The following is a 23,769-nucleotide window of genomic DNA, read 5'->3' on the forward strand; positions in this document are numbered from 1 at the left end:
ATGGCGAACGAGGAGAAGTTTCTCGACTACCTCAAGCGCGCCACCGCTGACCTGCGGGAGACCCGGCGGCGGTTGCGTGAGGTCGAGGAACGCGACTCCGAACCGATCGCCATCGTCGGTATGAGCTGCCGGTACCCCGGCGGGGTATCGAATCCCGAGGAGCTGTGGAACCTGGTCGCCGCCGATGGCGACGGCGTCGGCGAGTTCCCCTCCGACCGGGGCTGGGACTTCGACCGCTACTACAGCGCCGACCCCGAGCAGGATGCGGGATCGTACGTCAAGGAAGGCGGTTTCCTCGACGGCGCCACCGAGTTCGACCCGGCGTTCTTCGGCATCTCCCCGCGCGAGGCGCTGGCCATGGACCCGCAGCAGCGGGTGCTGCTGGAGGCGTCCTGGGAGGTGTTCGAGCGCGCCGGCATCACGCCGGCGAGCGTCCGTGGCAGCCGGGTCGGCGTCTTCGCCGGCCTGATGTACCACGACTACCTGCCGCTCGTCCAGGCCGCGCCGGACGGCTCCGAGGGCTTCCTCGGCACGGGCAACTCGGGCAGTGTCCTGTCCGGCCGGATCGCGTACTACTTCGGACTGGAAGGACCCGCGGTCACCGTCGACACGGCCTGCTCGTCCTCGCTGGTCTCCCTGCACCTCGCCGTCCAGGCACTGCGCAAGGGCGAGTGCTCGATGGCGCTCGCCGGTGGTGTCACGGTGATGTCGACACCCGCGACCTTCATCGACTTCAGCAGGCAGCGCGGGCTGGCGCTGGACGGCCGGTGCAAGTCGTACGCCTCGTCGGCCGACGGCACCGGCTGGTCGGAAGGCGTCGGCATGCTGCTCGTGATGCGGCTGTCCGACGCTCTCGAAGCGGGGCACCGGGTCCAGGCCGTCGTGCGCGGCACCGCCGTGAACTCCGACGGCGCGAGCAGTGGGCTGACCGCACCGAACGGGCTGTCGCAGCAGCGGGTCATCCGGCAGGCGCTCGCGGACGCGCGCGTCGCGCCCGAGCACGTGGACGCCGTCGAAGGGCACGGAACCGGCACGACGCTCGGCGATCCGATCGAGGCCCAGGCGTTGCTCGCGACGTACGGGCAGGACAGGGACCGCCCGTTGTGGCTGGGGTCGGTGAAGTCGAACCTGGGCCACACGCAGGCCGCCGCGGGTGTGGCCGGCGTGATCAAGATGGTGCGGGCCATGCACGAGGGTCTGCTTCCCCGGACCCTGCACGTGGACGAGCCGACGCCCGAGGTGGACTGGGGCAGCGGCGCGGTGGAACTGCTGACCGAGCCGGTCGCCTGGCCGGAGACGGGACGCCCGCGCAGGGCGTCGGTGTCGTCGTTCGGCATCAGCGGCACCAACGCGCACGTGATCCTCGAACAGGCACCGGTGGTCGAGGAGGCGGCGAGCGACGTCGAGGCGACGCGGCCTCCGCTGCTGCCCTGGGTCCTGTCGGCGAGGACCCCCGAAGCCTTGCGGGCACAGGCCGAGCGCCTGCTCGACCGGGTGGACACGGCGGAGACCGATCCGCTCGACGTCGCCTACACCCTCGCGACCGCGCTGACCAGGTTCGAGCACCGCGCGGTACTGACCGGGACGAACACCGGCGAACTGTGCGACGGCCTGCGTGCGCTCGCGGCGGGAACGGCGGACGGCGTCGCCGCGACGGGCAGGACGGCGTTCCTCTTCACCGGCCAGGGTGCGCAGCGTGCCGGGATGGGCCAGGGGCTGTACGAGGCGTACCCGAGGTTCGCCGAGGCGTTCGACGCGGTGTGCGCGGAGCTGGACGCCCGGCTCGACCAGCCGTTGCGCGACGTCGTGTTCGGCGACGAGGGCGAACTGCTCGAGGGGACCGACTACGCGCAGGCGGCGCTGTTCGCCTTCGAGGTGGCCCTGTTCCGGTTGCTCGAGTCCTGGGGCGCCACGCCGGACTTCGTGCTGGGGCATTCGATCGGCGAGCTGGCCGCGGCTCATGTGTCGGGTGTGCTCTCGCTGGAGGACGCCTGCGTGCTGGTGGCTGCCAGGGGCAGCCTCATGCAGGCCCTGCCGTCCGGTGGCGCGATGGCGTCGGTGCAGGCGAGCGAGGCCGAGGTCTCGCCGTTGCTGACCGACGCGGTGTCCCTCGCAGCCGTCAACGGGCCCGAATCCGTCGTGCTCTCCGGCGACGAGGAAGCCGTCGCCGCGGTGCTGTCGCGCCTGGAAGGGCGGAAGTCGACGTGGCTGCGGGTGAGCCACGCCTTCCACTCGGCCCGCATGGAGCCGATGCTGGACGAGTTCCGCGCGGTGGCCGAGAGCGTGACGTTCGAGTCGCCCAGGATTCCGGTCGTGTCCAACGTGACCGGCCGCGTCGCGGGTGACGAGCTGTCCACGGCGGACTACTGGGTGCGGCACGTGCGCGAGACCGTGCGCTACACCGACGGCCTCGCCACGCTGCGCGCCGAGGGAGTGACCACCCTCGTCGAGGTCGGCCCCGACGGCGTGCTCACCGCGGCAGCCGGTCAGGAGTTCGACGCCGTCGCACTGGCCCGCAGGAACCACGACGAACCGGCCAGGTTCGTGACCGCTCTCGCACAGGCGCACGCCCACGGGCTGCCGGTGAACTGGGAGCCGTTCTTCGACGGCACGGGGGCGCGGCGCATCGAGGTGCCCACCTACCCGTTCGAGCACCAGCGTTACTGGCCCGCCATGCCGACCGGGTGGTCGGGCGACGTGTCGGCGGTCGGCCAGCGGTCGGCGGAGCACCCGCTGCTGGGTGCCGGTGTCGGCCTGGCCCGCACGGACGAGTTCCTCTTCACCGGCAGGTTGTCGGTGGAGTCGCAGCCCTGGCTCGCCGACCATGTGGTCGCCGGTTCGATACTGCTTCCCGGAACGGCGTTCGTGGACCTCGCCGTGCGCGCGGGCGAGCACTCCGGTTGCGCGACCGTGGACGAGCTGACCATCGAGGCTCCGCTGGTGCTGCCCGAGCGGGGTGGCGTCGCGATCCAGGTGTTCGTGGCCGGAACCCGGGACGACGGGCGGCGCGAGATCACCATCCATTCGAGCGTGGCCGAGGACGAGCACTGGGTGCGGCACGCCTCCGGAGTGCTCGCACCGGCAGCGGGCGGTGCCGAGCTGGCCGGGTCGCTGGCCGCGTGGCCACCGGCCGACGGCGCCGAGGTGGACGTGGCGGGACTCTACGACGAGCTCGCCGAGGCCGGCCTGGGATACGGGCCGGTGTTCCAGGGACTGCGGCGAGCCTGGCGCGCCGACGACGCCGGTGCGGCGTTCGTGGACGTGGCCTTGCCCGCAGGTGTACCGGCCGACGGGTTCGGCGTGCATCCGGCACTGTGGGACGCGGTGCTGCACGGCATCGGCCTGCTCGACACCGAGGGCGAGGGGACAGGACTGCCCTTCGCCTGGTCGGGAGTGTCGGTGCTGGCGGTGGGAGCCACGGCCGTACGGGCGCGGATCACGCGCTCGGGTTCGGGCTTCGGGCTGTTGCTGGCCGATGGGGCCGGCGACCCGGTGGCCGTCGTGCGGCAGCTCACGCTGCGCCCGGTGGGCCCCGAGCTCGCGCGCACCCCGCGAGCGGACTCGCTGCTCGGTCTGGAATGGACACCCGCTCCCACCGACGCCGTGGCGGCGGGCGAGGACGTCGAGGTGGTGCGCCTGCCGAGCGGCGGCGACGTGTCCGAGCGGGTGGTGGAGGCACTGGAGCTGGCACAGGGCTGGCTGGGTGACGACGTCTCCAGGGTGATCGTCACTCGTGGTGCCACCGACGGCGGCGACCTCGCACAGGCCGCCGTGTGGGGACTGCTGCGCTCGGCCCAGTCCGAACACCCCGGTCGCTTCACCCTGCTCGACCTCGACCCTGGTGCGGACACCGACGACGCTGATCTGTCCGAGGTGGTGCCGGGTCTTCCGGCGGGTGAGCCGCAGGTGGCGGTGCGGGACGGGCAGGCATGGGTGCCCCGTCTGGTGCGCGGGGCTCCCGGGGCTGACAGCCCGGCGCTCGATCCGGACGGCACGGTGTTGGTGACCGGTGCCAATGGTGCGTTGGGCCGGTTGGTGGCGCGTCATGTGGTGTCGGCGTATGGGGTGCGGCGCCTGGTGTTGGTGAGCCGCAGCGGTGGTGGTGCGGATGCCGTGGCTGACCTGGATGTGGATGTGCGGTCGGTGGCGTGTGACGTCGCGGATGGGGATGCGCTGGCCGGGGTGCTGGCTGACATTCCCGCTGAGCACCCGTTGGTGGGTGTGGTGCATGCGGCGGGTGTGCTCGACGACGGGGTGATCTCGTCGTTGACGCACGAGCGGGTCGAGGCCGTGCTGCGACCGAAGGTCGATGGCGCGCGCAACCTGCACGAGCTGACGCAGGGTATGGATCTGTCGTTGTTCGTGTTGTTCTCGTCGGTGGCGGGTGTGTTGGGCTCGCCCGGGCAGGGCAACTACGCGGCGGCGAACGCCTACCTGGACGCACTGGCACAGCACCGCCGCAGCCAGGGCCTGCCGGCGCAGTCGCTGGCCTGGGGCCTGTGGGAAGAGGGCGGCATGTCCGGCGCCCTCACACCCGCCGAGACCGACCGGCTCCGCCGCGCGGGCTTCCCGCCACTGTCCGCCGAGCAAGGGTTGCGGCTGTTCGACACCGCACTGGCCGACCAGCGAGCCGTGGTGACGCCGGTGAAGCTGGACCTCCCGGTGCTGCGCACCCTGGCCGGCACGCAGGGTGTGGCGCCGGTGCTGCGGTCTCTGGTGCGGGTGGCGCCCCGGCGGACGGCCCGCGGCGACGCGGGCCTGGCCGCGGAGCTCGCCGACTTGGACGAGGCACAGCGCTCGGCGCGGATCCTGCAGGTGGTGCGAACCCAGGTGGCCGCGGTGCTCGGGCACGCTTCCGACACGGCCGTGCGCCCCCAGGACGTCTTCAACGAACTCGGTTTCGACTCGCTGACCGCCGTCGAACTGCGCAACCGGCTCGGTGCCGTCACCGGACTGCACCTTCCCGCCACCCTCATCTTCGACTACCCGACGCCGACCGTGCTGGCCGAGTACGTTCTCGCCGAGCTGCTCGGCCAGCAGGCCGCCGCCACCCCGGCCGTTTCGGCGGCCGTCGCGGACGAACCGATCGCCATCGTGGGAATGGGCTGTCGCTTTCCGGGCGGCGTGGCCAACGCGGGCGCGCTGTGGGACCTGGTCGCCACCGGCGGTGACGGGGTCGCGAGCCTGCCCACCGATCGGGGGTGGGACATCGAGCGGATGCTGGGTGTCGCACCGGAGAAAAGGGGCACGGGAAAGAGCTACGAAGGCGGCTTCCTGTACGACGCCGCCCAGTTCGACGCCGGCTTCTTCGGGATCTCGCCGCGCGAGGCATTGGCGATGGACCCGCAGCAGCGGTTGTTGCTGGAGGTCTCGTGGGAGGCGTTGGAAAACGCCGGAATCGACCCGACCGGTTTGCGCGGTAGCAGCACGGGCGTGTTCGCCGGGCTGATGTATCACGATTACGGCAGGAATGCGGAGAGCATTCCTGACGGTGTCGAGGCGTTTTTGGGGTTGGGTAACACCGGCAGTGTTCTGTCGGGTCGGGTGGCGTATTCGTTTGGGTTTGAGGGTCCTGCGGTGACGGTGGATACGGCGTGTTCGTCGTCGCTGGTGGCTCTGCATTGGGCTGTGCAGGCGCTGCGTTCCGGTGAGTGTTCGATGGCGCTTGCCGGTGGTGTGACGGTGATGGCCTCGCCGGGCACGTTTGTGGAGTTCGACCGCCAGGGTGGCTTGGCTGGTGACGGGCGGTGCAAGTCGTTCGCGTCGTCGGCGGATGGCACGGGCTGGTCCGAGGGTGTGGGTGTGCTCGTGGTGGAGCGTCTTTCCGACGCTCGGCGGTTGGGTCATGAGGTGTTGGCGGTGGTTCGCGGGTCGGCGGTGAATCAGGATGGCGCGTCGAACGGGCTGACCGCGCCGAATGGTCCCTCGCAGCAGCGGGTGATCCGCCAAGCCCTGGCCAACGCCGGACTCGCGCCGTCCGAGGTGGATGCGGTCGAGGCGCATGGCACGGGCACCACGTTGGGTGATCCGATTGAGGCTCAGGCGTTGTTGGCGACGTATGGGCAGGATCGTGAGCGGCCGTTGTGGTTGGGTTCGATCAAGTCGAACCTGGGTCATACGCAGGCTGCTGCCGGGGTTGCTGGTGTGATCAAGATGGTGCAGGCCATGCGCCACGACACCCTGCCGCAGACTCTGCATGTCGATGAGCCCACTTCTGAGGTGGATTGGTCTGCGGGTGCGGTGCGCCTGTTGACTGAGCCGACGGGTTGGCCGGAGGTGGATCGGCCGCGTCGGGTGGGTGTGTCCTCGTTCGGGATCAGCGGCACCAATGCCCACGTGATTCTTGAGCAGGGCGCGCAGTCCGTTCACGATGACGGTTCCCGGCGTGAAGTGCCGGTGGTGCCGTGGGTGGTGTCGGGCAAGACCGAACACGCCCTGGACGAGCAGATCTCTCGTGTTCGGTCGTTCGCCGGGGCGCGTGAGCTGGCTCCGGTGGATGTGGGCTACTCGCTGGCTACCAGGTCGGTGTTCGAGCACCGTGCGGTGCTGCTGGATGACGGTGTGGTGCGTGGCAATGCCGCGGTGCCTGGTGGTGTGGCGATGCTGTTCACGGGTCAGGGTGCGCAGCGGGCCGGGATGGGCCGGGAGTTGTATGCGGCGTTCCCGGTGTTCGCTGAGGCTTTCGATGCGGTGTGTGCCGAGTTGGACCGCCATCTCGATGCTTCGGTGCGGGACGTGGTGTTCGGTGGCGGTGAGTTGCTGAACGAGACGATGTGGGCGCAGGCCGGGTTGTTCGCCGTTGAGGTGGCGCTGTTCCGGCTGGTGGAGTCGTGGGGTCTGAGCCCCGATTTCGTGGTGGGGCATTCGATCGGTGAGATCGCCGCTGCGCATGTGGCTGGTGTCTTCTCGTTGGTTGATGCGTGTCGGTTGGTGGCGGCTCGGGGCCGGTTGATGCAGGCCCTGCCCTCCGGTGGGGTGATGGTCTCGTTGCAGGCCACCGAGGCCGAGGTTGCGCCCTTGCTGTCTGAGGGTGTGTCGTTGGCGGCGGTGAATGGTCCGTCGTCGGTGGTGCTGTCCGGTGACGGCGATGCCGTTGCCGCGGTCCTTGCCGAGTTCGAGGGCCGGAAGAGCAAGCGGTTGACGGTGAGTCATGCGTTCCATTCGGCGCGGATGGAGCCGATGCTGGACGAGTTCCGCACCGTCGCCGGAGCACTGTCGTTCCAGCCGCCGCAGGTGGCGCTGGTGTCGAACCTGACCGGTGGCGTGGTCTCCGATGAGGTGTGCTCGCCCGACTATTGGGTGCGGCATGTGCGCGAGACCGTTCGGTTCGCCGAGGGCATGAACACGCTGCACGAGCAGGGCGCGACCCGCTTTATCGAGTTGGGCCCGGACGGTGTGCTGTCGGCGGCGGGGCAGGACTGTGTCTCCGACGCCGTGTTCGCCCCGGCGATGCTGCGTGGGCGGGATGAGGCGGCCACGCTGGTGCGGGCTGTGGCGGAGATGTTCGTTCACGGCACTGATCTCGACTGGGCCGCCCTGTTCGCCGGTTCGGGTGCGCGGCGGGTCGAGCTGCCCACCTATGCCTTCCAGCGAGAGCACTACTGGCTGCGCTCCTCCGGCATTCCGGTCGGTGACCCCACGAAGCTCGGCCTCGGCGACACCGCGCACCCGCTGCTCGGCGCGGTCACCGAGCTCGCGGGCAGCGGAGCGCTGGCGTTCAGCGGCAGGGTGACGTTGGATGCCTGGCCGTGGCTTGCCGACCACGCCATCGGTGGCACCGTGCTCGTGCCCGGGAGCGTGTTCGTCGATCTGGCTCTGCACGCCGGGCAGCAGGTCGGCTACTCGACCGTGGACGAGCTGACGCTCGAAACCCCGCTCGTCCTCGACACCGGCCGGGCGCCGGTCATCCAGGTCACCGTGGAGGACGGCGAGGAGCCCGGCTACCGCACGATCACCGTCCACTCCCGGCTCCACGACGAGGACGAATGGACGCGGCACGCCTCGGGCACGTTGACCCGGGACACCGCCCGGACGGCGAGCCTGCCCGTCGAATCGCCCTCGACCGCCACGACGGAGGTCGACGTCGAGGGTCTGTACGAGGGACTGTCGGCGGCGGGACTGGAGTACGGGCCCACGTTCCGCGGCGTGTACCGGGCGTGGCACGGCGACGACGAGAGTGTCGTGGACGTCGCGCTGCCCGACGACGTGTCCGTCGAAGGATTCGGCGTCCACCCCGCGTTGCTGGACGCGGCACTGCACGGGATCGGCCTGTTGCGGGGTGACGGCGACGAGGGGCCCACGTTGCCGTTCGTGTGGTCGGGCGTGTCGGTGCTGGCGGTGGGCGCGACCGCGGCTCGGGCGCGGATCACGCGGTCGGGCTCCGGTTTCTCGCTGGTACTGACCGACACCACAGGGCAGCCGGTGGCCGTGGTGGACTCGCTGGTGCTGCGGCCCGTCGGGCCGGAGCTGGCCCAGGCCACCCGCACCGACCCGTTGTTCGGCGTCGACTGGGTTCCGGTCGCGTCCAGCCCCGCCGATTCCGCTGTGGACGGCGAATTGGTCGAGTTGCCCTCCGGCGGGGACGTCGCACAGCGGGTGATCGAGACTCTGGAACTGGTGCAGGGCTGGTTGGGTGACGAGCGCCAGCGGGTCGTGGTGACCCGGGGTGCGACCGACGGCCGGGACGTGGCCGCCGCCGCCGCGTGGGGGTTGCTCCGGTCGGCGCAGTCCGAACACCCTGGCACGTTCGTGCTCGTGGACCTCGACGGCGCTGACACCGAGGTACCGAGTGTCCTGCCGTTCGGTGAGCCGCAGGTGGCGGTGCGGGACGGGCAGCTGCTCGCGCCGCGCCTGGTGCGGGAGACCGCCGAGCCCGCGCCGGAGCTGGACCCGGAGGGCACCGTGCTCGTCACGGGCGCGGGCGGTGCGCTGGGGCGCCTGGTGGTCCGGCACCTCGTGCTGGAGCACGGCGTGCGGCACCTGGTGCTGGCCAGCCGTCGTGGCGGTGACGTGGGCGAGCTGGCCGACCTGGACGCCGACGTGCGGTCGGTGGCGTGCGACGTCGCCGATCGCGATGCCCTCGCGAGGACGCTCGCCGAGATCCCCGCCGAACATCCGCTGGTCGGCGTCGTCCACGCCGCCGGAGTGCTCGACGACGGTGTGGTGTCGTCGCTGACGCCGGAGCGGGTTGAGGCCGTGCTGCGGCCCAAGGTCGACGGCGCCCGCAACCTGCACGAACTGACCCAGGACGCGGACCTGTCGCTGTTCGTGCTGTTCTCCTCGGTGTCGGGAGTGCTGGGCTCGCCGGGGCAGGGCAACTACGCCGCGGCGAACGCCTACCTGGACGCCCTGGCCCAGTACCGGCGCGCCCGGGGCCTGCCGGGTCTCTCGCTGGCCTGGGGTCTGTGGTCCGACAGCGGTATGGCAGGTGGGCTGTCGGACGCCGAGGTCGACCGGCTGCGCCGGGCCGGGTTCCCCCCGCTGACGGCGGACGACGGCCTCGCACTCTTCGACGCCGCGCTCGGCAGCGACCGTCCGATGCTGGCTCCGGTCACACTCGATTTGCCGCAGCTCCGTGCCCGCGCCACCACCGACGGAGTCGCACCGCTGCTGCGCGCGCTGGTCCGGGCACCGAAGCGGCGCGTCGAGCGGGGCGAGGCCGGGCTGGTCGCGGAACTCGAGCGCCTGGACGAGGGGCAGCGCTCGGCGAAGGTGCTCGACCTCGTGCGTGGCCAGGTCGCCGCCGTGCTCGGGCACGCCTCGGGCGAGGCCGTCGAGCCGCACCGGGCGTTCACCGAGCTCGGTTTCGACTCACTGACCGCGGTCGAGCTGCGTAACCGGCTCGGTGCCGCCACCGGCCTGCGGTTGCCCGCGACTCTCGTCTTCGACTACCCGACACCGTTGGCACTGGCCGAGTTCGTGCTGGGCGAGCTGACCGGTGCGCAGGCCGTGGCCGCCGCGTTGGCACCCACGGTCCTCGGCACCGACGAGCCGATCGCGATCGTCGGTATGAGCTGCCGCTACCCGGGCGGGGTCTCGAACCCCGATGAGCTGTGGGAGCTGCTGGTGTCGGGCCGCGACGTGGTCAGCGCCTTCCCTGCCGACCGGGGCTGGGACATGGAGGGAGTGGGCGGTTTCCTCACCGGCGCCGCCGACTTCGATCCCGGATTCTTCGGCATCTCACCCCGCGAAGCGATCGCGATGGACCCCCAGCAGCGGTTGTTGCTGGAGGCGTCCTGGGAGGCCTTCGAACACGCGGGCATCGACCCGCTGGCGTTGCGGGGCAGCCGGACCGGCGTGTTCGCCGGGCTGATGTACCACGACTACGTCGCCCAACTGCAGGGCATCGAGGACACCGAGGGCCACAGCGGCACCGGGAACTCGGGCAGCGTGCTCTCCGGCCGGGTGGCCTACTCGTTCGGGTTCGAGGGCCCGGCGATGACCGTGGACACCGCGTGCTCGTCGTCGCTGGTGGCGCTGCACCTGGCGGTGCAGGCCCTGCGTTCGGGCGAGTGCTCGATGGCACTGGCCGGCGGCGTGACCGTGATGGCCACCCCCGCGACGTTCGTCGACTTCGGGCGCCAGGGCGGCCTTTCCCCCGACGGCCGGTGCAAGTCTTTCTCCGTGTCGGCGGACGGCACGGGCTGGTCCGAGGGCGTGGGCGTGCTGCTGGTGGAGCGGCTGTCCGACGCGCGGCGCCACGGCCACGACGTGCTGGCCGTGGTGCGTGGCTCGGCGGTCAACCAGGACGGCGCCTCGAACGGCCTCACCGCGCCGAACGGTCCCTCGCAGCAGCGGGTGATCATGCAGGCCTTGGCGAACGCCGAACTCGAACGCTCCGAGATCGACGTCGTCGAGGCACACGGAACCGGCACGACCCTCGGTGACCCGATCGAGGCCCAGGCGCTGCTGGCGACCTACGGCCAGGACCGGGACCAGGCGTTGCTGTTGGGCTCGGTGAAATCGAACCTCGGCCACACGCAGGCCGCGGCGGGCGTGGCCGGTGTGATCAAGATGGTCCAGGCCATGCGGCACGGTGAGGTGCCACGAACCCTGCACGTGGGCGAGCCGACGCCGGAGGTGGACTGGTCGTCCGGCGCGGTCGAGCTGGTGACCGACACCGTGCCGTGGCCGCAGTCGGCCCACCCGCGCCGGGCGGGGGTGTCCTCGTTCGGGATCAGCGGCACCAACGCCCACGTGATCGTGGAAGGGTTCTCCCCGGACGAGCCGCCCGCTCCCGAGCCGATGCCGCTGGTGCCGTGGGTGCTGTCGGCGAGGTCCGAGCGAGCGCTGGACGACCAGATCGCCCGCGTTCGCTCGCACGCGGAGGCGCGTGGGCTGCATGCCGTCGACGTCGGGTACTCGTTGAGCGGCCGGTCGGTGTTCGAACACCGTGCGGTGCTGGTCGACGACGGCGTCGTTCGGGGCAGCGTGGTGCCCGGCGGGTCGGCGTTCCTGTTCACGGGGCAGGGTGCGCAGCGGACCGGGATGGGCCAGGAGCTGTATGCGGCCTATCCGGTGTTCGCGGAGGCTTTCGACGCGGTGTGCGCCGAGTTGGACCGCCACCTTGATGCTTCTGTGCGGGACGTGGTGTTCGGTGGTGGTGACCTGCTGAACGAGACGATGTGGGCGCAGGCCGGGCTGTTCGCCATCGAGGTCGCGCTGTTCCGGCTTGTGGAGTCCTGGGGTCTGAGCCCGGACTACGTCCTCGGGCATTCGATTGGTGAGGTCGCTGCTGCGCATGTGGCGGGTGTGTTCGATCTGGTGGATGCGTGTCGGTTGGTGGCGGCTCGGGGTCGGTTGATGCAGGCCCTGCCCACTGGTGGGGTGATGGTGTCGTTGCAGGCCACCGAGGCCGAGGTCGCGCCCTTGCTGTCCGAGGGTGTGTCGCTGGCGGCGGTGAATGGTCCGTCGTCGGTGGTGCTCTCCGGTGACGAGGACGCTGTCACGGCTGTTGTGGACCGGTTCGAGGGTCGTAAGAGCAAGCGGTTGACGGTCAGCCACGCGTTCCATTCCGCGCGGATGGAGCCGATGCTGGACGAGTTCCGCACGGTCGCTGAGGGCCTGTCGTTCGCGGAGCCGACGATTCCGCTGGTGTCCAATGTGACGGGACACCGTGCCGGGCCGGAGCTGGCCACGGCCGAGTACTGGGTGCGGCACGTGCGGGAGACCGTCCGCTTCGCCGAGGGCATGGCCGCACTGACCGAGGCCGGAGTGTCGCGGTTCGTGGAGCTCGGTCCGGACGGCGTGTTGTCGTCGGCCGGGCAGGACTGTGTCCCGGAAGGCGTGTTCGTGCCCGCCCTGCGGCGCGATCGCGACGAGCCCGCGCATCTCGTCCGCGCCGTGGCCGAGGCGTTCGTGTGGGGCGCCGAGGTGACGTGGGCCGACTTCTTCGCCGGGTCGGGAGCGCGGCGGGTGGAGCTGCCGACGTATGCGTTCCAGCACGAGCGCTTCTGGCCGGAGCCCGTGTCGGGACCGGCCGCGGGGTCGCCGGTCGACGCCGAGTTCTGGGACCTCGTGGAACGCGAGGATCTGTCGGCGCTGGCCGAGACGCTCGGCGGCGGCGAGGCCGCGTGGGACACGGTGCTGCCCGCGTTGAGCGCCTGGCGGCAGAGCCGCCGGGAACGTGCGGTGCTGGACTCCTGGCGGTACCGGGTGGTGTGGCGGCCGTGCGCGGTCGCGGAGGCCACCCCTGCCGGTGGTCCGCTGCTGGTGGTCGTTCCGGCCGGACATGTCGACGACCCCACGGTGGCCGCCGTCCTCGCCGGGCTCACCGGTGCCGTGTCGTTCGTGGTGAACGACGACGAGCTGGACCGCGCCGCGTTGACCGCCCGCCTGGAACAGCGGCCGGAACCGGCGGGCGTGGTGTCGTTGCTGGCCCTGGACGAGCGGCCGGTGCCGGGCGTGCCCGCGGTGCCCTCGGGGTTGGCCGGCACGGTGACGCTGGTGCAGGCGTTGGGTGCTGCGGGGATCGCGGCGCCGCTGTGGTGTGTCACGCGCGACGCGGTGGCCGAGGCGGCCGACGAGGTGCCTCACGGCGGCCCGTGGCAGGCGGCGCTGTGGGGGCTCGGGCGCGTGGTCGGCCTGGAACACCCCGATCGCTGGGGTGGCCTGATCGACCTGCCGGAAACGGCGAGCGATCGGGTGCTCGGCGTGCTGGCCGCGGTCATGGCCGGTGGCGCGGGCGACGAGGATCAGCTCGCGATCCGGGAGCGCGGAACGTACGCGCGGCGGCTGACCAGGGCCCCGCTGGGTGAGAACGAGCCGGAGCGGGCGTGGACGCCCCACGGCACGGTGCTGGTGACCGGTGGCACCGGCGCGATCGGCGGTCACCTCGCGAGGTGGCTGGCGGCGCGCGGCGCCGCGCACGTCGTGCTGACGAGCCGCCGGGGTTCGGCCGCGCCCGGTGCCGCGGAGCTGCGCGACGAGCTCGCCGACTCCGGCACGCGCGTGACGTTCGCCGCCTGCGACGTGGCGGACGCCGCCGCGCTGGGCGCGCTGGTGGACGGTCTGCGACAGGACGGCGAGACCATCACGGCGGTGCTGCACGCGGCCGGTGTCGAACGTGCGCAGCCGATCGGCGAGGCCGATGCCGCCTCCCTCGGCGACGTGTTCGAGGCCAAGGTGCTCGGTGCCCGGCACCTCGACGAACTGTTCGCCGAGGACGACCTGGACGCGTTCGTGCTGTTCTCCTCCAACGCCGCCACCTGGGGCAGCGGTGGGCAGGCGGCCTACTCCGCGGCCAACGCCTACCTGGACGGGCTCGCGCGGGACCGGGCGGCCCGCGGTCTCGCGAGCACGTCGGTGGCGTACGGCGTGTGGGGCGGTGGCGGTCTCGCGGCGGGTGACGCCGCCGACGAGCTGCGGCGGCGGGGCCTGCCCGCGATGGACCCGGCGATCGCGATCAGCGCGCTGCACGAGGCGGTCAGCCACGGTGAGACGTGCCTCTCGGTCACCGACGTCGATTGGGACCGGTTCGTGCCCGCCTTCACCTCGGCACGGTCCCGGCCGTTGATCGAGGATCTGCCGGAGGTGCGGCGTGTCCTCGCGGAGCGGGAACGTGCCGACGCCGCGGCGGGCGAAGCCGGATCGGCCCTGCGGGGGCGGCTCGCCGGGCTGTCGACGGCCGACCAGGAACGCATGCTGCGGGATCTCGTCCGCACGGAGGCCGCCGACGTCCTCGGCCACGGCTCCGCCGAGCCGGTCCGCGCCGACCGTCCGTTCCGGGAACTCGGATTCGACTCCCTGACCGCGGTCGAGTTGCGGACCCGCCTCAACAGGGCCACGGGCCTGCTGCTGCCCACCACACTGGTCTTCGACTACCCGAGCCCGGAGGAACTCGCCGCCCACCTGCGCGTCGAGCTGCTCGGCCTCGCGGACACCGGACCCGTGGTCGCCGCCGTCCACGACCCGGCCGACCGCGACGACCCGATCGCGATCGTCGCCATGAGCTGCCGCTACCCGGGCGGCGTGAACTCGCCCGAACAGCTGTGGGATCTCGTGCGGGACGGGGTGGACGGCATCTCGGCCTTCCCCACCGATCGCGGATGGGACAACCCCCTGTTCGGCGGCGACGGTTCACTGACGGGAGAGGGCGGGTTCCTGCACGACGCGGGCGACTTCGACCCGTCGCTGTTCGGGATCTCGCCGCGCGAGGCGCTTGGCATGGACCCGCAGCAGCGGCTCCTGCTCGAGGTGACGTGGGAGACCTTCGAACGCGCGGGCATCGACCCTGCCGCGACCCGCGGTTCCGACGTCGGCGTGTTCGTCGGCGCCGCCCCCTCGGGGTACGGCAACCCGCCGCAGCAACTGTCCGAGGACGTCCAGGGGCACCTGCTGACCGGCACCGCGAACAGCGTCGTCTCCGGCAGGCTCGCCTACACCTTCGGGCTCGAAGGACCCGCCGTCACGGTCGACACCGCGTGTTCGTCGTCGCTGGTCGCGTTCCACTGGGCGATCCGCTCCGTGCTGTCCGGCGAGTGCGGGATGGCGCTGGCCGGCGGCGTGACCGTGATGGCGAACCCGCGCACCTTCTCGGCGTTCGACCGGCAGGGCGGCCTGGCCGCCGATGGCCGGTGCAAGTCCTTCTCGGACGCCGCCGACGGTGCGGGCTGGTCCGAGGGCGTGGGCATGGTGCTCATCGAACGACTCTCGGACGCGCGCCGCAACGGGCACGACGTACTGGCGGTCGTGCGGGGTTCGGCGGTGAACCAGGACGGCGCGTCGAACGGGCTGACGGCCCCGAACGGGCCGTCGCAGCGCCGGGTGATCCGGCAGGCGCTGGCCAACGCCGGTCTGTCGGCCGGGGACGTCGACGTCGTGGAGGCCCACGGCACGGGAACGCGGCTCGGCGACCCGATCGAGGCGCAGGCCCTGCTGGCGACCTACGGCCGGGACCGTGCCGCGGACCGGCCGCTGTGGCTGGGGTCGATCAAGTCGAACATCGGTCACACCCAGTCGGCCGCCGGTGTCGCCGGCGTGATCAAGATGGTGGAGGCCATGCGACACGGCGTGCTGCCGAAAACGCTGCACGCCGACCAGCCGTCGTCGCATGTGGACTGGTCGTCCGGTGCCGTGTCGCTGCTGACCGACAGCGTCGAATGGCCTGCCGAGGGCAGGCCACGGCGCGCCGCGGTGTCGTCGTTCGGGATGAGCGGGACGAACGCGCATGTGATCGTGGAGCAGGCGCCGGAGTTCGTGGCGGAGCAGGCCGTGGAGGCCGAGCCGGTGCTGAGCGCCGACGCGGGCGTGTGGGTCGTGTCGGGGCGCTCGGAACAGGCGTTGCGCGCGCAGGCGGGACGCCTGCGGTCGTTCGTGGCGCAGCGCCACCCCGGCGTCGAGGACGTGGGTTTCTCACTGGCGACCTCGCGGGCGGGGCTGGAGTATCGCGCGACGGTGGTCGGTTCCGGCGTGGAGCTGGAGCGCGGGCTGAACGCGGTGGCCGACGGTGTGCCGTCGGCGAACGTGGTGTCGGCGGTGGCCGAAGGCGGCGCGTCCCGCCCGGTTCTGGTGTTCCCCGGACAGGGTGCGCAGTGGGTGGGGATGGGTCGTGGGCTGTTGTCCGCGTCTGGAGTGTTCGCGGAGTGGATGGGCCGGTGTGGTGCGGCGCTGGCGCCGTACGTGGACTGGGATCTGCTCGAGGTGCTGGGCGACGAGGAGTCGCTGTCCCGGGTGGACGTGGTGCAGCCGGCGTTGTGGGCGGTGATGGTGTCGCTGGCCGAGCTGTGGCGTGCGGTCGGGATCGAACCGGCGGGCGTGATGGGGCATTCGCAGGGTGAGATCGCCGCCGCTGTCGTGGCCGGTGGGCTGTCGTTGGAGGACGGCGCGCGGGTCGTTGCTTTGCGTAGTCGCGCGTTGCGGCGGTTGGCCGGTGCCGGGGGCATGGTGTCGGTGGCCGCGTCCGAGTCCGAGGTGGCCGCCCGGCTGCGGGATGGATTGTCGATCGCGGCGGTCAACGGACCGGGCTCTGTCGTGGTCTCCGGAGCGCCCGAGGCGCTGGATGCCCTGCTGGCGGAGTGTGAGAGCGACGGTGTCCGCGCCCGCCGGGTCGCGGTGGATTACGCCTCTCACTCCGAGCAGGTCGATGGTCTGGAGGCCGAGCTCGCTGAGGCTTTGGCGCCGATCAAGCTGGTGTCGGCCGAGGTCGCGGTGTATTCCACGCTGACCGGGCGGGCGTTGGACACGGCCGAGATGGATGCCGGGTACTGGTTCCGGAATCTGCGCAACCCGGTGCGGTTCGACGACGCCACACGGAGCGCGATCGCCCAGGGGAACCGGACGTTCCTGGAAGTCAGCCCGCATCCGGTGCTGACGATGAGCATCCAGGAACACCCCGACGCCGTCGCTCTGGAAACCCTGCGCCGCGACGAGGACGAACCACACCGGTTCCTCACCGCGATCGCCCAGGCACACGCGCACGGTGTGGCCCTCGACTGGCGTGCCCTGTATCCGGGGGCGCGCCGGGTCGAGCTGCCGACGTACGCCTTCCAGCACCAGCGTTTCTGGCCGGAGTCCGTTGCCGCCTCCGAGGCGGTCGCGGCCGAGGACGGGCCGTTCTGGGACAGCGTCGAGCAGGGTGATGCCGCGCAGCTCGCGGACGCGCTGGCCGTGGACGAGGCGGCGCTGGCGACGGTGCTGCCCGCGTTGTCGCGATACCGGCAGGCGCGTCGTGCCCGCTCGGCGGTCGATTCGTGGCGGTACCGGATCAGCTGGAAGCCGGTCACGCTCACCGCGGGGACACCGGACGGGCGCTGGCTGGTGGTCGTCGCCGAGACCCAGGCCGACCACCCCGTGGTCACGCGGGTCGTCGAGGCCCTGCCCCAGTCCACCGTTCTCACCGTCGACACCGGCGGCGCCGACCGCGCCACCCTCGCCGGCCTGCTCGACGACAGCACCGATCTCGCCGGGGTGGCGTCGCTCCTCGGCGTCGAGGACGACACCGATGCCGGAAACCCGGTTCCCGCCGGACTCGGCACCACCGTGCTGCTGGCCCAGGCACTCGTCGACGCCGGTACGTCGGTCCCGCTGTGGATGGTGACCAGCGGTGCGACCGGCGAGGCCCCGTCGCCAGGGCAGGCCGCGTACTGGGGTCTCGGCCGGGTGCTGGCACTGGAACAGCCGCAGTTGTGGGGCGGGTTGGTCGACCTGCCCGCCGCGGCGTCCGACGATGCCGTGGCACGGCTGGCCGCTGTGCTCGCCGGGGGCGCGGGTGTGGAGGACCAGCTGGCGATCCGCGACCGTGGCACGGTCGCTCGCAGGCTCGTGCGGCACCCGCTGGGGGAACGCGGCCCGGACGGGGACTGGACCCCCCGGGGCACCGTGCTCGTCACCGGCGGCACCGGCGCGATCGGGCGTCACCTGGCCCGGTGGCTGGCGGAGCACGAGGCCGACCACGTGGTCCTGCTCGGCAGGAAGGGGCCGGACGCGCCCGGCATGTCCGACCTGAGCGCCGAACTCGTCACGAGCGGAACCCGGCTCACGGCGGTGGCCTGCGACGTCACCGACTTCGCCTCGTTGCGAACCGTGGTGGACGACCTGCGCGACGCGGGCGAGACGATCACTGCCGTCCTGCACGCCGCGGGCGCGGGACAGAACAACCCCTTCACCGACCTCACGCTCGCCGAACTCGACGACGTCCTCAGCGCGAAGGTGCTCGGCGCGCACCACCTCGACCGGATCTTCGGTGCGGACGCCGACCTCGACGCCTTCGTCCTCTTCTCCTCCAACGCCGCCACCTGGGGCAGCGGCGGGCAGGCGGGCTACGCGGCCGCCAACGCCTACCTCGACGCCCTGGCCGAGCGACGCAGCGCGGCGGGCAAGCCCGCGACCTCGATCGCCTGGGCGGGCTGGCAGGGCGACGGGATGTCCGGCGGCGACGCCGGAACCAGGCTGCGCAAGCGGGGCCTTCCCCCGATGGACCCCGCGCTGGCGCTCACCGCGCTGCGCGAGGCGGTCGGAGCGGGTGAGGTGTGCCTCGCCGTCGCCGACGTCGACTGGGACCGGTTCGTCCCCGCCTTCACACTGGCCCGGCCACGGCCACTGCTCGACGACATCGCCGACGTCCGGCGCGTCCTCGCCGAGCAGGAACGATCGGCCACCGACACCGGTGCGGGCGGATCGGAACTGCGCGGCAGGCTGGCCGGACTCTCGCCGTCCCAGCAGGAACGGCTCCTGGTGGATTTGGTGCGCGCCGAGGCCGCCGTCGTGCTCGGCCATTCCGACGGCAACGCCGTGCCACCGAACCGGGCACTGCGGGAACTCGGCTTCGACTCGCTGACCGCGGTCGACCTGCGAACCCGGCTCAACGCGGCCACCGGACTGCGCCTGCCCGCCACCATCGCCTTCGACCACCCGACGGTCACCGCGCTCGCCGCCCGAATCCTCGCCGACCTCACCGGGGCCGAGCAGGACACGCCGGCACCGCACTCCGCCGGGGTCGCGCCGGACGACGATCCGATCGCCATCGTGGGCATGAGCTGCCGCTTCCCCGGTGGAGTCAGCTCGCCGGAGCAACTGTGGGACCTCGTGGCGGGCGGTGTGGACGCCGTGGGCGGGTTCCCGACCGAACGTGGCTGGGTGTCCGACTTCTACAGCGCGGACGGGGAGCGTGAGGGAACCTCGTACACCAACCAGGGCGCGTTCCTCTACGACGCGGGCGACTTCGATCCGTCGCTGTTCGGGATCTCGCCGCGCGAGGCGCTGAGCATGGACCCGCAGCAGCGGCTGCTGCTCGAAACCACCTGGGAACTGTTCGAACGCGCGGGCATCGACCCCCTGTCCCTGCAGGGCACCCCGACCGGCGTGTTCACCGGCACGAACGGCCAGGACTACGCCACCGCGCTCCTGCTCGCAGGCGGGACGAGCGCGGCCAACGTCACCAGCAACGCGGCGAGCGTCGTGTCGGGCCGTCTGTCCTACACCTTCGGACTCGAAGGGCCCGCCGTCACGATCGACACCGGCTGCTCCTCGTCGCTCGTCGCGCTGCACTGGGCCGCGCAGGCGCTGCGGCAGGGCGAATGCACGCTCGCGGTCGCCGGTGGGGTGACCGTCATGGCGACACCCGCAGCCTTCATCGAGTTCAGCAGGCAGCGAGGGCTGGCCGCCGACGGGCGGTGCAAGTCGTTCGCCGACGCCGCCGACGGCACCGGCTGGGGCGAGGGCGTCGGCCTGCTCCTCGTGGAGCGGCTCTCGGACGCGCGGCGCAACGGGCACGACGTGCTGGCGATCGTGCGCGGATCGGCGGTCAACCAGGACGGCGCGTCGAACGGGCTGACCGCTCCGAACGGGCCGTCGCAGCGTCGCGTGATCCGGCAGGCGCTCGCCAACGCCGGACTCTCCACGGAGGACGTCGACGCCGTCGAGGCGCACGGCACGGGAACGCGGCTCGGTGACCCGATCGAGGCCCAGGCCCTGCTTGAGACCTACGGTCGCGACCGCGCCGCCGACCGGCCGCTGTGGCTGGGTTCGATCAAGTCGAACATCGGTCACACGCAGGCCGCCGCGGGCGCGGCGGGCGTGATCAAGATGGTCCAGGCGATGCGACACGGCGTGCTGCCCCAGACGTTGCACGTCGACCAGCCGACGTCGCATGTGGACTGGTCTGCCGGTGGCGTGTCGCTGCTGACCGACCGCGTCGAGTGGCCCGACGGCGACAGGCCGCGCCGCGCCGGAATCTCGTCGTTCGGCGTCAGCGGGACGAACGCGCATGTGCTGGTGGAGCAGGCGCCGGAGGCGGAGCTCGTGGTCGAGTCGTCGGTGGTGGATCCGATGGCGAAGTCGGTGGAGCCGGTCGAGCCGGTGGTGTCTGGTTCGGTGGGTGTGTGGGTGGTGTCGGGTCGGTCGGAGTTGGCGTTGCGTGGGCAGGCGGCGCGGTTGCGGTCGTTTGTGTCGCAGGGCGAACCCGGCGTCGAGGACGTGGGTTTCTCGCTCGCGACCTCGCGCGCGGCGTTGGAGTATCGGGCGGCGGTGGTGGGTTCGAGCGCGGAGTTGGAGCGTGGGTTGGGTGCGGTGGCTGAGGGTGTGGTGTCGGGGAATGTGGTGTCGGGGTTGGTGGAGGGTGGTGTGGTGTCGCCGGTGTTGGTGTTTCCGGGGCAGGGTGCGCAGTGGGTGGGGATGGGTCGTGGGTTGGTGGCGGAGTCTGAGGTGTTCGCGGGGTGGATGGGTCGGTGTGGTGCGGCGTTGGCGCCGTTTGTGGAGTGGGATCTGCTGGAGGTGTTGGGTGATGAGGAGTTGTTGGCTCGGGTTGATGTGGTGCAGCCGGTGTTGTGGGCGGTGATGGTGTCGTTGGCGGAGTTGTGGCGTGCGGTGGGTGTGGAGCCTGCGGGTGTGATCGGTCATTCGCAGGGTGAGATCGCGGCGGCTGTGGTGGCGGGTGGTTTGTCGTTGGAGGACGGCGCGCGGGTGGTGGCGTTGCGTAGTCGGGCGTTGCGGCGGTTGGCTGGTGCTGGGGGCATGGTGTCGGTGGCGGCGTCGGAGGCGGAGGTGGCCGCCCGGCTGCGGGATGGGTTGTCGATCGCGGCGGTCAACGGGCCCGGATCGGTGGTGGTCTCGGGTACGCCGGAGGCGCTGGACGCGCTGCTCGCTGAGTGCGAAGGCGACGGTGTTCGGGCCCGCCGGGTGGCGGTGGATTACGCCTCTCATTCCGAGCAGGTGGATGTTCTCGAAGCCGAACTCGCTGAGGCTTTGGCGTCGATCAGGCCGGTGTCGGCCGAGGTGGCGGTGTATTCCACGTTGACTGGGCGGGCGTTGGACACGGCGGAGATGGATGCGGGGTACTGGTTCCGGAATCTGCGGAATCCGGTGCGGTTCGATGAGGCGACGCGGTCGGCGATCGGTGAGGGTCACCGGATGTTCCTTGAGGTGAGTCCGCATGCGGTGTTGACGATGAGTCTTCAGGAGCATTCTGAGGTTGTGGCGTTGGATACGTTGCGGCGAGGGGAGGAGGAGTCGCGCCGGTTTATGACGGCGGTGGCGGCGGCTCACGTGCATGGTGTGGCGGTCGACTGGCATGCTGTGTATCCGGGGGCGCGCCGGGTTGATTTGCCGACGTATGCCTTCCAGCACCAACGCTTCTGGCCCGAAGGCGAAGCGCCCTCGCAGAACACGGAGCCGAGCGCGGACGCTGACTTCTGGAACGCCGTCGAACGCTCGGATCTGGCCGAGCTCACCGGAACGCTCGACCTCGACGTCAACGCCGAAGAAGCACTGACCACAGTGCTTCCCGCCCTGGCCCAATGGCGCCAACGACGGGACAGGCAGTCCACGATGGACAACTGGCGCTACCGGGTCGAGTGGAAACCGGTCGTCGCGGACACCACGCCGGTGCTGACCGGGACCTGGATTCTCGCCGTGCCTGCCGGGTACGCCGACGAAGCCATGCTCGACGCCTGCGCCAAGGCACTGTCCAGCCACGGGGCCACAACGCTCACCATCGCGATCGACGCGACCCGAGAGGACGCGCTGACCATCGCCGACCACCTCCTCGACCTGGTCCCCGAAGGACCACCGGTCGCCGGAGTGCTGTCACTGCTCTCCCTGGACGAACAGCCGCACCCGACTCACGAACACCTGCCCGCAGGGCTGTTCGGGTGCCTCAACCTCATCCAGGCCGCGATCGAGGCCGAACTCGCCGCGCCCATCTGGTTCGCCACCCAGGGCGCCGTGTCGATCTACGACGCGGACCCGCTCACCCACCCCGAGCAGGCCCAGACCTGGGGCATGGCCCGCGTGGCCGCCCTCGAACTGCCGGACCACTGGGGCGGGTTGGTCGATCTGCCCGAGACCGTGGACGGCGACGTGCTCACCCGGCTCGCCGGGGTGCTCGCGCAGACCGGTGGCGAGGACCAGGTCGCCGTCCGGCAGGCCGGCGTCTTCGCCAGCCGCCTCACACCGGCACCGCTGGGCACCAGCAAGCCCGCACGAGCGTGGAAACCCAGGGGCACCGTGCTCGTCACCGGCGGCACCGGAGCACTCGGCGGGCAGGTCGCACGCTGGCTCGCGTCGATCGGAGCCGAGCACCTCGTGCTGGCCAGCCGCAGCGGCATCGACGCGCCGGGAGCCACGGAACTGGCCGACGAGCTCACCGCCCTCGGCAGCAGGGTCAGCGTCGAGAGCTGCGACGTCGCGGATCGCGACAGCGTCGCCGACCTCGTCCAGCGCCTCGCCGAGGCGGGCGATCCGATCCGCTCCGTCATGCACACCGCGGGCATCGGAGGACTCGCCCCGGTCGCCGGATCAGGCGTCGGCGAGTTCGGCTACATCGCCACCGGAAAGGTCGCGGGCGCGCGGCACCTGGACGAGCTCCTCGATCCCGCCGAGCTCGACGCGGTCGTGTACTTCTCGTCCATCGCCGCCGTGTGGGGCGTCGGCGATCACGGCGCCTACGCCGCGGCCAACGCCTATCTCGACGCGTTCGCCAGGCAGCGCCGTGCTCAGGGTGTCCCGGTGCTATCCGTCGCGTGGGGGCCGTGGGCGGCGGGCGGCATGGTCCGCGACGAGGAGACCGAACAGCGACTGCGGCGCCAGGGCGTTCCCCTGCTCGTGCCCGAACAGGCCGTGCTCGCGCTGGGCCTGGCACTCGACAACGACGACGCGGAGATCGCGATCGCCGACGTCGACTGGGCACGCTTCGTGCCGATCTTCACGTCGGCGCGGGCCCGTCCGCTCATCGAGGACGTGCCCGAGGTGCGGGCGCTCGTCGCGTCGGAAACCACGACCGACGCCGACGCGAGGGAGGCGCCCACCGCGCTGCGGGCCGAGCTCACCGACCTCCCCGACGACGACCGCGACCACGTGGTGCTCGACATCGTGCGCGCGCACGCCGCCGCCGTGCTCGGCCACGACTCGGCCGACGACGTCGAGTCGGGCCGGGCGTTCCGCGACTTCGGGTTCGACTCGGTCACCGCCGTCGAGCTCCGCAACCGGCTCGCCGGGGCGACCGGCCTGCGGCTGCCCGCGACGCTGGTGTTCGACCACCCCACCCCCACCGAGCTGGCCGCGCACCTGAAGGCGGAGGTCATGCAGGAGCAGGTGGAGGCGGACCTGCCCGACCCGGCCGAGTTCGAACGCCTGGAAGCCGCGCTGGCGCAACGCGCCCACGACGACGTCGACCGCGTGCGCGTGGTGATGCGGCTCGAATCGCTGCTGTCCCGGCTCGGCGCGAAGCAGGAGACCTCGGCGGGCGGGCCGGGCGTGTCGGACCAGCTGAGTACCGCGAGCAACGACGAGCTGTTCGACCTGATCGACAAGGACCTGGGGATCTCGTGATGCGAA

At 71.6% G+C, this 23,769-nt stretch carries 1 protein-coding gene; it reads left to right on the forward strand.

The features are described from left to right. Positions 1-23,763: a type I polyketide synthase gene (locus FFT09_RS23380; RefSeq protein ID WP_138383532.1), complete on the forward strand. Its 23,763-nt coding sequence runs from the start codon at positions 1-3 to the stop codon at positions 23,761-23,763. Positions 23,764-23,769 lie beyond the last annotated feature (6 nt).

Source organism: Saccharomonospora piscinae (genome assembly GCF_005862235.1).
Classification (GTDB): domain Bacteria; phylum Actinomycetota; class Actinomycetes; order Mycobacteriales; family Pseudonocardiaceae; genus Saccharomonospora; species Saccharomonospora piscinae.

Bases quoted from the DNA above. Each gene is read 5' to 3' on its own strand.
- FFT09_RS23380 (WP_138383532.1), top strand. From the start codon at position 1: ATGGCGAACGAGGAGAAGTTTCTCGACTACCTCAAGCGCGCCACCGCT.